General features: G+C 45.5%; 6 protein-coding genes. All 6 read left to right on the top strand.

Annotation, left to right across the window (positions count from 1 at the left end; genetic code table 11):
* The first annotated feature begins 14 nt into the window (after positions 1-14).
* The 6 genes from ACYPWY_RS05265 to ACYPWY_RS05240 all read left to right on the top strand — a co-directional run bounded on the left by ACYPWY_RS05265 (position 15) and on the right by ACYPWY_RS05240 (position 13,716).
* Positions 15-1,838 carry a fasciclin domain-containing protein gene (locus ACYPWY_RS05265; protein ID WP_459684384.1) on the top strand — a complete coding sequence of 608 codons (1,824 nt, stop codon included), beginning with the start codon at positions 15-17 and terminating at the stop codon, positions 1,836-1,838.
* A 33-nt stretch (positions 1,839-1,871) separates the two neighbouring features.
* Positions 1,872-3,617: a fasciclin domain-containing protein gene (locus ACYPWY_RS05260; RefSeq protein WP_459684383.1), complete on the top strand. Its 1,746-nt coding sequence runs from the start codon at positions 1,872-1,874 to the stop codon at positions 3,615-3,617.
* A gap of 50 nt (positions 3,618-3,667) precedes the next feature.
* Entirely contained in the window at positions 3,668-6,823 is a 3,156-nt protein-coding gene (locus ACYPWY_RS05255; protein ID WP_459684382.1) for a SusC/RagA family TonB-linked outer membrane protein, read from the top strand.
* A gap of 58 nt (positions 6,824-6,881) precedes the next feature.
* Positions 6,882-8,693, top strand: coding sequence for a RagB/SusD family nutrient uptake outer membrane protein (locus ACYPWY_RS05250; RefSeq protein ID WP_459684381.1), 1,812 nt, complete (start codon positions 6,882-6,884; stop codon positions 8,691-8,693).
* Between the two features lie 18 nt (positions 8,694-8,711).
* Positions 8,712-11,108: a rhamnogalacturonan lyase gene (locus ACYPWY_RS05245; RefSeq protein ID WP_459684380.1), complete on the top strand. Its 2,397-nt coding sequence runs from the start codon at positions 8,712-8,714 to the stop codon at positions 11,106-11,108.
* 97 nt (positions 11,109-11,205) lie between these two features.
* Positions 11,206-13,716 carry a beta strand repeat-containing protein gene (locus tag ACYPWY_RS05240; protein WP_459684379.1) on the top strand — a complete coding sequence of 837 codons (2,511 nt, stop codon included), beginning with the start codon at positions 11,206-11,208 and terminating at the stop codon, positions 13,714-13,716.
* Positions 13,717-14,265 lie beyond the last annotated feature (549 nt).

The following is a 14,265-nucleotide window of genomic DNA, read 5'->3' as shown; positions in this document are numbered from 1 at the left end:
AACATATATACATTATGAAGACGATAAATAAATTTAGAAGCAGAATAGCTATTTTCAGCTATCTCGCCATAGTGGTCGGCCTCTTGGGCTTTGTATCATGCGAAAAAGATGTGGATGACCAGTTTCAGGTATCTGACGAACTGATGCTCGATGAAATAATGGAAGGCAAAGCCGAGTTATCTTCTTTCCTTCAGATTATTGAAATAGGTAACATGCGCGGAACCGTACATGCTTACGGTACTTATACGCTTTTTGCACCAACCAACGAGGCTGTTGATGCTTATCTGGGTCGTGTTGGCAAAACCTTGCCCGCGTTAAGCAAAGAAGAAGCCGAAGAAATTGTGAAATACCATCTGGTACCGGATACAATTCCTACTGCCGATTTTATTGACGGACGCCTGGCATCGGCCAACTTCCTGAAAAAATACATCACCACCAAAACCGAAGATGAAGCCGGAGATGTATTTATAAGGGTGAACAGGCAAGCGCGCATTGCCGAAAAGGATTTGCGTGGAGCTAACGGTTATTTGCATAAAATAGACAACGTACTGACGCCTCCCGCCCAATCAATTACCGATGTGGTACAATCCTTGGATCCGATACAATACGGTTTGTTTAAGGAAATCTTCAACAGAACCAGCCTGGGCGAAACCTTGGATACTTTAGGGGAACGAGGTCTGTGGTTTACATACTTTGTTCAGGATAACGATTCCTACGCCGAAGCAGGAATCAGCAGCGTAGAAGATTTGTTGGTGAGGTTGAGGAAAAATACGCCTGATATAACCGATGATAACCAGCTATTATTCAATTATGTAGCCTATCACTGTGTATCGGGTTTGAATTATGTGGCCGATTTGCTGATGCAGTCGTCGTTGCAGACTATCGTGCAAAACCAGGTGCTTAGCTTGAAACGCGATGTGGACAAAGTATATGTCAACTACTTCAATATTAACGGACAAATAGAGCCGGGAGCGTTGGTTGACAGGGAAAGCGCCTATACCGACCTGTCCTGCTCGAATGGTGTGATTCATAAAATCAATGGAAATATCGAAATCGTGAAGCGTGCAGCTTACCGCGTTTACTGGGATATAGCCGAACAGCCCGAAATAATGTCCTTGAAAAACTTCCGCAAAGCCGGAACATCGGTAGCCTTTGCCAAAGGCGAATTGTCGGAAATTGAATTCGGCGGTAAAAACCCGGGCGCTCTCACTTACAATGCCAATGGTTATGCAACCACCGTAACCAAGGACAACAACTATGTGAATGGCGATAACATCAGCTTCCGTATAGATGTGGCTGCTACTATTCAGTGGGTGAATTTCACGCTGCCTCTCCTGGTTGAAGGAAAATACAAGGTATGGGTAGGTCTGCGTTATGCCAACACCGATAGTTCGACTAAAAGAGCCGACATCAGAACCATATTCAAGCAAACCGGACAGGACGACCAGATATTGGGTATTACTACATTCGATTATACGAAAAAACCTTCGAGTTATTCGATGACTGATGTGGACGATGCATTCCATGCCAAACTGGAATCGGAAGGACAAAGACTCTACACCATGAGTTTGAAGAAAAACCCGGATACGGCAAACGCTTGTTTCCTGGTGGGAATTATTGATGTAGCTACCACCGGTCGCCATATATTGCGCATAGAAGGTGTTACCGATGCCCGTTTTGCTCCCATGTGGGACGTAATACATTTCATTCCGCTGGAAGAAGACCAGGTATGGCCAAAACAAGACATCCGTGGCAACATGATTTACCGCGATACCCCATGGTGCCAGATATGGCCATACTCGGAATGCGAAGAAGCGCCGGTAGAAGGTGAAGAATAAAAATAAACTGAAATTGATTAATATAAGATGATTATGAAATTAATGCCAATATACCGCAATATTTTAATTGCAATCTGTATTTTGTGTCTGCCTGCCTGCGATAACCAGTGGGACGACCATATAGAGGTGAAAAACAACCGGGAAAAGGAAACGATTATGCAAGTAATCGCTTCCAATCCCGAAACCTCGGATTTTGCCGCTATCCTGAAGAAAACCGGCTACGATGTGTTCTTGTCGGGCGATAAGTCTGTTACGGTTTTTGCGCCCTCAAACAGCGCATTGGCCTCGGCGGGCATATCCGGCCAGTCGGACGAAGAAACCCTGCTTTCGTTGGTGAAGAATCACATCGCTTATCTGTCCTATCCGCTTGCGGGTGGACAGTTTGCGACCGATGCCGTGGAAATGATAAATACCAAACGGGTAAAAGCCAATAACGGCAAGATAGGCAATATAGCCATGGACGGCGAAGCGTATAACATCACAACTTCCAACGGTCTGTTGCACGTTATAAGCGGAGTAATTACCACCCGGAAAAGTGTATGGGAGTACCTGTCGGCTAAAAGCGGATATGCTCAGATAGACTTTATCAAAAGTCTGGATAACCTGGAAATGGATACCGAACGAAGTGTTCAGGTGGGTATAGACGAACAAGCCCGTCCTGTATATGATACAATATGGGTAAACCGGAACGTTGTGCTGGATCAATACCAGCTCAACAACGAAGAAGAAGACTATACCTTTATTTTGGTAAATTCTACTGTTGCCGACAGGGTGAAGGCCAAGTATGCTAAGTATTTTGTTCGCCCCGAACAGGCACAACAAGATTCGCTGCTGGAAGTGGAATTTTTCAAAGACTGCGTTTTGTTACCGGTTGAAATTTCGGGCAACGGCAAATACCTGTCGGTGGACGGAGTCGAAATAGAAGTATCCAATAAGGTAGCAGAGTATCAGGCATCGAATGGTATTGTTTACGAATTTTCGGATGCCGATGTAAAGGTTTACGAAAATAAAATCAAAACCTTTATTATCGAAGGCGAAGATTACACCTCGGTTTATGCTGACGGAAACGCCTGGTCGAAAAGAACCCGAAACTGGGCCAGCGGCGAAGCCGATATGATGATGAACAGCCAAAGCCGTAACTTTTTCCGCTGGGATACACTGAATGCCGACGGAGTTACAATGAATACGGTAACGCAAACATTCACCTATTATTACAACAGCAATGCCGCAGCAGCATACGGCTACATGGGACGTGTGTCGAACTGCTACATCGAGTTCAATCCGGTATTAAACTCGGTAGGCTACAAAATTTATGCGGTTGCCCACGACGATATACCTTGGCACTACAATGGCTCCAACACCTTTAGCAGCGACAACTGGTATCCGATGATACAGGAAGAAAAACTGCTGATTAGTTTCCCCGATGCTCCAAAATTGTCGCGCAACGGCGATCGTAAAATCGACAATAACTTCAAGAATGATGCCGTGTTTGTTACAAAATCTGTTGCCGGCGATACACCTGCCGAAACGCAATTCCTTCGCTACAAAACAGATACTACCGAATCGAATGTGGGATTCTTCATGGTAACCGGTGATGCCGGAGCCGAAAACTTCTTTGACGGAAGCGATGCATTCGGAGACAAGGAACAACTCATCTGCCCGCGTTATGGAAAATCGACCTTATATATTGCTAACACTGTGCGTATAAAAGATGTGTATGGTGGTATGATATTCCTGGATTATATAAAGTTTGTTCCATTGGTGGATGTAACTGACTAATTTAGAATAGAGTGAATTGTAATATGATAAAATACAAAATGTATAACACTATGAAAATATTAAAATATATAATTCCTTGTTCCTTGTTATTACTTTCGTGTATAATAGGTTTGTCCTCATTACGGGCACAAGGACGGGAAAACTTTGCTTATACTGTTTCGGGAACTGTGAAGAGCGCTTCAACCAAGCAGCCTTTGCCGGGTATAAGCATCACCCTTCCCGGAGTTTCGTCGGCTATGACCGACGATAACGGGCAATATACCATTAAGTTGCCCACAGCGAGCGTTATTTTGCATGTCTCAGGACCCGGATTTACCGGCAAAGATATTTCGTCCAGAGATAGAAGCGCCATTGATATTGAACTTTATGAAGAAGGCTTCAAAAGTACATTCGATAACATCGTAGCCCCTTCGGGCGACATATCGCCGCTGAAAATAACCAATGCATGGACTCCTATCAAGGAAAACGCGATTTTGAGTACCGGCGCTACGGCTGACGCCATCCTTCAGGGAAAAGTAGCAGGTTTGAACGTCGTTTACCGTTCGGGAGCGCCCGGCGATGGAGCGAATATTTACTTGCGAGGCTTCAATACAATGCATGCCGGTTCGCAACCGCTGTATATCCTCGATGGAATACCCTACGAAAATTCGGCTTATTCAGCTTCGTTGGTCGGTAATTATTTTGCCAATCCCTTGGCCTCGATTGATATGAAAGACATCGAAAGTATTACGGTACTGAAGGACGGAACTTCGCAGTACGGTGTTAAAGGGACCAATGGCGTTATCCTTATCAGAACCATACGGGCAAAAGAAATGGAAACCAAGATTAATTTCCACATGCATACGGGAATAAGCTTTGAACCTGCAACCATTCCGGTATTGGGCGCCACCGATCATAAGTTGCTGCTTTCCGATTTGTTGCAATCTTCGGGCCTGTCCACATCGCAGATACAAGGCTTGCCTTATATAAACAGCGAGCGTCCGGTAAAAGAACTGTGGGGATACGAAGGCAACGTGGATTATTACAGGTACAACCACAATACCAACTGGCAGAAAGAATTGTACGATCCAAGCTTCAACCAGAACTATTACATGAATGTGTTCGGGGGTGATGAAGTGGCTTTGTACGCACTGTCTATCGGGTTCCTCGACCAGGGTGGTACGGTGAAGAATACCAATTATCAACGCTTCAATACACGCTTCAACTCGGAAGTGAAATTGAGCAACAAGTTCAAAATGGCCGCCAACATGAGTTTCGTTTATGGAACCAGGGATATGGTAGATCAAGGGCCGTATGTAAATACAAATCCTGTTCTTTCGGCGCTGACAAAATCGCCTTTCATGGCTACAAATATTTATAGCACCGAAGGCCGCATCTCTCCGGTGATTGAAGGAGTTGATATTTTCGGACGTTCCAACCCCAGCTCGCTGGTCAACATGTCCGACAGGCAAAATAACCAATACCGCTTTATCGGAAACTTTGGCGGCGAATATGTGTTCAACGAACAGTTGAAGGCAAATGCGCTGTTGGGTGTAAACTTTAACAAGGAACGCGAAAGAATATTTTATCCTGTTACGGGAGTGGCATTCGATACATTGGCATTGGGAGCGGTACGCAATAAGTTGCAACACCGGGTTGACCGTTTGTTCTCGCTCTATGGCGAAGGTTCGGTTTCTTATGATGCATCGTTCAATTACATCCACAATTTAAGCGTTCGCGGTGGCGCCCGTTATCAAAACAATCAGGCTGAAGACGATTGGGGCAAGGGCTATAACTCCAGCTCGAATAACTTTAAATCGGTGAACTATGGCGACCCGTTGCTTCGTCAGATTGGCGGGCAAGTTAGCAACTGGAACTGGATGTCAATCTTCGCTACTGTCGATTATTCGTTGAAGAGCAAATATTTCCTGAACTTGACCGCTTCGGCTGATGCATCTTCCCGGTATGGAAAGGATGTGAGCACATTCTTGCTTTATCCTTCTGTTTCGGGAGCATGGTTGCTTACCGGCGAAGAATTCCTGAGAGGCTCGGATTTGTTTGACGTGTTGAAATTGCGGGTTGGCTACGGAATAACCGGAAACGACGACATCGGAAACTATGCAGGCAAGCAATATTATCTGCCGCAAAATATTCTCGGAACATACGGGTTAACACGCGGTAACCTGGCTTACTTCGACCTGAAACCGGAAAAATCGAGCCGCTTCAATGTGGGTCTTGACGCTTCTTTCCTCAACGAACGCGTGAACCTGAGCGTGGACTGGTATAACAACAAAGTTTCGGATATGATAACACAGTCTTCGGCTCCCCGCATATCGGGATTCGATTACTACATCACCAATGACGGAACAATGGAAAACACCGGTGTCGATTTCTCATTGAACACACGCATTCTTGACGGGCCCTTGAAATGGAATCTGGGTCTTACCGTGTCGAAATACACAAATGAAGTTACCGGCCTGAAAGACAATGAATACATCACATCTGTTTGTGGCGCTCAAATACTCACCAAAAAAGGCAATCCGCTGGGCGTATTCTATGGTTACAAAACCAATGGCGTATATGCCACACAAGGCGAAGCGGCTACCGATGGATTGGGTATTATGCAAGGACTTGTACGGGCGCCGTTTGCAGCCGGTGATGTACGTTTCGTAAATCAGAACCCGGGTGTAGATAACCTGATTAATGAAGATGACAGGGTAGTAATCGGCGATCCGAATCCGGACGTTTACGGTTCAATCTCCAGCAACTTTACATACGACAGATGGAACCTGGATGTATTTATGACCTATTCGGTAGGAAACGATGTATATAATTACACCCGGGCGCAGCTCGAAAGCATGACCAACATGGATAATCAGACGCAGGCTGTCAGAAACCGCTGGAAAGTGGAAGGCGACGTTACCGATGTTCCTCGTGCCGTACTGGGCGACCCAATGGGTAATTCGCGCTTCTCCGACCGTTGGATCGAAGACGGTTCGTACCTGAAACTGAAAGCGGTAACGCTGGCCTACAAATTGCCGATAAACTACAACGTACTGAGAAGTTGTACATTCTTTATGACAGGCGAAAACTTGTTGACCTTGACAAAATACAAAGGCTTGGATCCCGAATTTCAGCTAGGTCAAAGTCCCTTGTACTACGGGATAGATGGCGGTTTTATACCTCATCCTAAAACCTTGTCTGTCGGATTCAAACTTGAGTTGTAAGACAATAAGTTGAGAAGTTAAGAAAAAAAGAAATGTAAGATTTAAAAAAGAATATAGAATGAAAACTTTGAAAATATTTTTATCATTAACCCTATCATCTTGTTTGCTATTTGCCTCTTGTATAGACGCCGATATTGACGAAGCGGTAGATTACGATGACTATTATTCGACGGCAAATGATGCCGATGCCGCCATACTGGGCTTGTATGGCAAGGTGATGGAACTGGCTGCGCCCGTTGTTGTTTTGAACGAACTGAGGGGCGACTTGCTCGATGTTACGGACAATGCTTCACTCGATTTGCAACAAATCAATTTGAACAATCCGGGTAAGGATAATCAATGGAGTAACGTTACCAAGTTTTACAATGTTATTCAAAATTGCAACGATATTTTGTATAACTACAATAAAATGCTGGCGGAAAATAAACTGACAAGAGAAGAGTATAACGAACGTTATTCGGACGTAGGCGCTATTCGCTGCTGGGTTTATTACCAATTGGGCGTGCAATTCGGTAGCGTGCCTTATATCACCGAACCGGTTGTGGATATTAAAGATTTGGCTAAATACCAAGACAATGTGTTGACGCTTAGTCAACTGACCGATGAATTGATTCGCTTTATGGAAGGCCTTCCAACCTTGGAACCTTACCGCACTTCTAAACTGATAACCGGTTCGGTTGACGGATACAGCCTTCTGCCGTTCTTTATCAACAAAAAATGTTTGTTGGGCGACTTGTATTTGTTCAAAGGCGCAGGCTATTACGAAAAAGCGGCGAAGATTTACCGCGATGTATTGCGGGTAGGCGAAGACGAACCGGCTACCGCTCGCTTGCAACAACGCACAAACCGGCTCTACATTTATGTATGGAGCGGCGGCACAGTAGATTACTTCCAAGTATTGACCGACCGTTACAAACCGGACGATGCTTCGTTGGCTTACAATGCATGGAAAGGAATGTTCAGCGGATCGGCAGACAATGCAGGCGTCAGGGACGAAATGATTTGGGAAATGTCGTACGATTACAGGTATGCGCCTCAATATCCATTTGTAGAAATGTTCTCCAATCAGGGACAGGGCAAGTATTACCTGAAACCTTCGACTTATGCCGTAGAAGAATTGTGGGGAAGCGAAAATCAAAAGAATGGAACGCCATTTGATGCACGCGGTCTGACTGGCGGTATCGAAGAAACTCCTTCGGGCGACTACCTGGTTTCAAAATATTCGCTCACTTACGACGCGCTGAACAAGCCCTTTGAAGTGTCGGGAAAATGGTATCTCTACCGTTCGGCATTGCTTCACTTGCGTTATGCCGAAGCTGCAAACCGTGCAGGATGGCCTCGCCTGGCATGGGCGATAATTAATGATGGTTTCGGCCCCAATTGCAGCGCTTTCGTTTGGCGAAATGCAGCGGGAAATGTGTGCCGTGGCGATTCTATCCGTCAAAGCGCCTGGGGACCCATGCAGAATTATCCCGAACCTTACGATTTTGACGGACGGGAAATCAATCAGCCTTATTTGAGGTCTCCCTGGCGAAATAATGGCGGCGTCAGAGGACGCGCCAACTTGCCGAATGTAACTTTGCCGGCAGGTATTTCCAAGCAAGACTCAATGGCGCTTGTCGAAAAAATGATAATACGCGAAGCAGCCTTGGAGCTGGGCTTTGAAGGCCACAGATGGACGGACTTGATTCGCTTTGCCCGTCGTTATCAAGCCGAAGGCGCGCTGACTACCCTGGACGATGGCATTATATATGCTAACGGGTCCGACTTCCTGAACAAAATTCTGAGTGGCAAATATCAAAAGGCGGGAACTGCGGTACCCGATTTCGGCTCGGAAGATAAGTGGTATTTACCGTTCTACAACGAATAATACTTAACGACACAAGAAATGAAAAAAACTGTATTATTGTTTTATGTAATTCTGATTTCTGCGCTTACCGGACAGCAACTGGTGTCCGGTGCGCAATCGGATGCCCGGCAGAAAGAAAATCTGGGCAGGGGACTGGTTGCTTACCGTCAGAAGGTGAGCAGCGTAAACTATGTTTTTGTTTCGTGGCGGTACTTGTCTTCGGACGATATTGCTACCAAGTTCAACATCTACAAGCAACCTGCCACTTCTTCATCTATGCCAACCAAAGTCAATGCCACGCCTGTTGAAACAGCAACCTGGTACCGCTACATGGACAATGGACTGGAAGAAACCAAATATTACCTGAAAACGGTTGACGGAGCCGGTGTAGAAAGCGCCGGTTATGTAGCCGAATACACCCTGAAAGCTACCGCAAGCATAAGCACAACTGCTCCCTACATCGAAATACCGATGAAAGCCGTAACCGGCGATACCGGAGCAACCGGCGTTGATGGCGCAGGCGGTACTTGGCAGTATTCGGTGAACGATGCTTCGGCAGCCGATTTGGATGGCGATGGCGAGATGGAAATCGTTGTACATCGTGTGGGAGCCAGTCAGGATAATGCAAATAGCGGAATTACCGATGCACCGGTGTTGCAGGCCTACAAGCTGGACGGAACTTTTATGTGGGAAATAAACCTGGGCGTTAATATCCGCGAGGGAGCGCACTACACGCAATTTATGGTGTACGACCTCGACGGAGATGGAAAAGCCGAAGTGGTATGCAAAACAGCCGAAGGCACGAAAGACTCGAAAGGCACGAATGTGGGTGAAGCTTACTTCCCCACCTACAAGGCAAAATATGGTTTTACGACCAATTACAATGCCAATGCCAATTACCGGAACAGTAGCGGTTATATTCTGCAAGGCCCTGAATTTCTGACGGTTTTCAATGGGGAAACCGGCGAGGAAGTGGTTACTACCGAATACGATCCGCCACGTTATAGCGCATCGGTGCCCAGCAATGGAAACGAAACGCCTGTTCTGAATCCGACAGGGACTAATATCAATAGCCGTTGGGGCGATAGTTACGGGAATCGTTGCGACCGCTTTCTGGCTTGTGTTGCCTACTTGGATGGCGTGCATCCCAGCGTGGTGATGTGTCGCGGATACTATACCCGTTCGGTTTTGGTGGCTTACGATTTTGACGGAACAAACCTCACCAAGCGTTGGAAATTTGATACATCGTCGGGCAAGCCCGGCTTATCGGCTTATGCCGGACAAGGGAACCACAACCTGAGGGTGGCCGATGTAAACGGCGATGGCAAGGACGAAATTATATACGGTTCAATGGCCGTTAACAACGATGGAACCCCCTTGTACAACACCCGGCTGGGACATGGCGACGCGATGCACATTGGCGATTACATCATCGACCGCCCCGGCCTGGAAGTATTTGCCTGCCACGAAAGCGGTGGAAATGGCGTTACATTGAGGGATGCGGCAACCGGCCAAATTATTTACCAGTTCAAAAGTCCTGATACCGATGTAGGCAGATGTATGGGTACCGATGTAAACCCGAATAGCCGTGGTATGGAATTTTGGGGAGGTAGCGCAGGTGGCGTTATGTCGTCGGCTACAGGCCTCAGCGTCGGAACTACAAGCGGTACCTCATCCAATATGGCTTGCTGGTGGGATGGCGATTTGCTCCGCGAATTGCAGGACGGAACACGGGTTACCAAATACAATTACAGCGGCGGCGGCTCTACGGTTTTGCTCGACCCTACCAGCGTAGCGTCCAACAACAGTACCAAGTCCAATCCGTGTTTGCAGGCCGATATAGTGGGCGACTGGCGCGAAGAGGTGATTTTGAGGGCTTCCAATAACAAGTCTATCCGGATTTACCTGACGCCCATAGCCACCACTTACCGCTTCCATACTTTCCTCGAAGACCCGGTTTACCGTTTGAGCATTGTGTATCAGAACGTGGCCTACAACCAGCCGACAGGTACGGGGTTCTATTTTGGCTCCGACCTCGAAAAGATTTTCCCTGTGAAAAACCTCGAAGCTTCGGATGCTACTTATACCCTCGACCCTGTGTTTGATGCCATTTCATATACTTGGTCAACAGGCGAAACAGCCTTGGCTACAACCAAACAGTTGGTATTGAACAGCGCCGATTATGAAAAAAATATAAACATTCCGTTTACACTGGCCATGAACTTCCGCGGACGCATTTTTACCGAAACCGTGAATGTGAAGTTCCTTGATACCGGAAATGGTATCGGCAGCGAAACAACTGACGGCAAAGCCATCAAAGCAATCGAATACTACGACCTGACCGGCAAAGCAGCGAGCGAAAGCGCAAAAGGCTTCGTAATAGTAAAAACCATTTACGAAGACGGTTCGGAACTGAATACGAAAGTGGTAAAATAAAAAACAGCCCCCTGAATCCCCCGTAGGGGGACTTTGACGCCTCCCCTTTCGGGGAGGTCGGGAGGGGCTTATTTACAAACAATTAAACTAAAACAACATGAAAAAATTATTTACGTTATTATTACTCGCTGTTGGCGTTGTATCGGTAAGCGCAGCAGACCTGGTACGGGTGTATGATATTAATGAAGACTTTGAAGATGCACTAGCGCCTTGGGGTATTACAGGTCAGTTTCAAGCTCAGACTACCATAGAAACCACTGGTGGTACTTCAGGGAATGGTCTTCAAACATATGGTAATGGAAGCGGCGCTCGAACAGGGAGTAAAGATTTGGGGACATTAACTCTTTCTACTGAAGGTACTCTCAGTTTAGATTTTGACTGGTGGTTAGGAACACCAGCATCTAATGCTGGTTCCGGTGGATATTTCAGATTTCAAGATGCTAATGATAACCTTATTTTGGGACTTAGCGTTAATTCGCAACAAGGAGCAACAGGAAATGCGCTTCATTTGCTAAATTTGGATAATACGGTTAATATTGATACCGATCCGGGTAATGCAGCTATAAGAGTAGCTCCTACTGGTGGCAGTTTTGTAAGAAGTACATGGGTGAACGTCCATGCCGTATTGAATTTTACGACGCACAAAATTGATACTATCAAAATTACGAATGGTACAGCAACATACGAAAATAGAGGACTCGATTTTCATAACACCTCTGCCGGATTGTTAAAAACTTTTTTTCTACGTTTTAATCGTACTAGTGGCGATGCCAATTCGTGGAAACCGAGAGTTGATAACTTCCAGATATACCATTATGAAGAATCTGCCGGTACAGCCGATGTTACCATAAATTACTTGGACGGTGTTGGTGGCAGCCCGGTTAAAACGGCTAGAATGGCAAAAGATCAAGAACTCGGTTCTACTTATACTTTGCTGGATACCGATAAAGTATCGTTTATTGATGGTGGTGTTTATTATGCATACGATGCAGCAGCAACTGGAAGCGAATCGGTAACAGTTGCCGCAGGGGCCTCTATTGATGTAATCTTTAAGGGGACAGCTGTAGCATCCGGCAATTATGGTTGGACAGGGGCAGCAAATGCATTATGGAATGAAGTAGATGCAAACTTTAGCATAGGTGGCGACCCTTCAATAGCTTATCAAAATGGAAATTCAATTATTTTTGATGCAACAGGCGCCAATCAGACTGTTTCGCTAACCGGCGGTTTGAATTTAGCTGCTCAAAATATAACGGTTAGCGGCGGCAGTTATTCTTTTAGCGGGACAGGCAAACTGACTGGAACAGGCAAGTTTATTGTAGGTGCATCGGCTACATTGGATATTATAAACGAACTGGCAGGCGGTGTTGAATTAACAGCCGGAACGTTGACTGTGAAAAGGGATGCAGCGGCTACAAAATATGCGGTAGCAGGTGGAACTACTTTGAATCTAAATACGGGCGCTGCATTCAGCAAAGCTATTTCAGGAACCGGAAGCAGTTCGGTAACATTGATTCCGACATCAGTTGTTACTTATTCGTCGGCTATAACAGCGCTAAGCGAATTGAATTACCAATTGCTTACAGCCGGATCAGCAACAGGCGCGGGCGCTTTTTCAGGACTACCTATTCTAAACAATACATTTGCAAGCGGTTCGATAAATGTTACGACAAACGTGAGCGAAGCATGGTTTGGTTCGACAAATAATTTTACAAACAATACCTTGAATCTGGGTGATAATGTGGTATTGGTATATCCGGCAAATCCGGCAAACCCATCTTCTACAATAACAGTAGGCGCTTTGTCGGGAACTTCTGGTTCTATTGTGAAAGGACCTCGTATCAGGGATATAAATTACACTATTGGCGGATTGAATACAAACACAACTTTTGCCGGTGTATTTGAAAATTTCCCGGCAGATAATTGGGAGAATGTTCCAACTATAACATTGACTAAGACGGGAACAGGTTCGTTAACTCTTTTGGGAGCAAGTACAAATTATGTTGCCGGAGCAGTAAATGTAGATGCCGGAACAGTTGTTGTGGATGGTTCTTTAGCTGGCGCTACTGTTCCTGTAACAGTTGCTGCTGCCGGTACGCTAAAAGGAGCCGGTTCTATTGCCGGAGCTACTACCGTTAACGGTACATTAACCGCTACCGATAGCTACCTGAGCTTTGGCAGCGACCTGACACTTGGCTCAGCCAGCACAACAAATATTAAGGCTGATGCATCGGATGCTGTTGAAGTAACCGGAAATTTAAACATTAGCGGTGGAACATTGAATGTAACTATTGATACAACTCCAGCTTCAGACATAACCATAAAACTGATTGGCGTTACAGGAACCATAACCGGAACACCTGCAACAATCAACTTGCCGGGTGGAGACGATGTGCATTATGCAGTTGTTGTTGAAGCCGATGGTTTATATCTGGTGTATGCAAGTGAAGGTGTTGGCATTACATCTGCCGAATACGCAAAATCCGTTCTCTCCACCGAATACTACGACCTGACAGGTAAAGCAGTATCGGCAGAGGCCAAAGGATTTGTTATAGTAAAAACTATTTATACCGACGGCAGCGTAAAAGCTTCTAAAGTGGTTAAATAACAGCCCCTCCAACCTCCCCTGCCTCTATCCCCCTGCGGGTACTTTCTCCAAAAGGAGAAAAGAAAAGGTAAAAGTTTTTGGAGGCTTTTGGACGGATAATAAAAAAACGGGCAACGCATTTTGCGTTGCCCGTTTTTTTATTATTATTTCTATTGCAGGTGATGGTCGGTATGTATAAAACAATTATCATCATTTATTAATATAACACACGCGAATAATGAGGTAATGAGGTTGTGTTATTTGTTGTAACACGTTGCTACTGAGGTTGTTTTGTTTAATCAAATTAGGAAAAATGAGGTAATAAATGCATGGGGTTTGTGCCATACATTGCAGAAGTCCCCGTAGGGGCGGGTTTTAAACCCGCCCCTACACACGCACCGGAAAAACCGGCAAATGTTTCATCATTGTATTGGTTTTAAATATCGTGTGTCGGGCGTATTCGATACGCCCCTACAATGTGTTTAAAAATTAGATTTTGAAACCGTACAATTTTCCATATATTTGTATAATAATATATTGCTGAAATAAAGTGTTATTTGTACATTTGTT

It is taken from the genome of Viscerimonas tarda, assembly GCF_054601255.1.
Note: the sequence above shows the minus strand (reverse complement) of the source record. Positions and strands in the feature narration are given on the sequence as shown.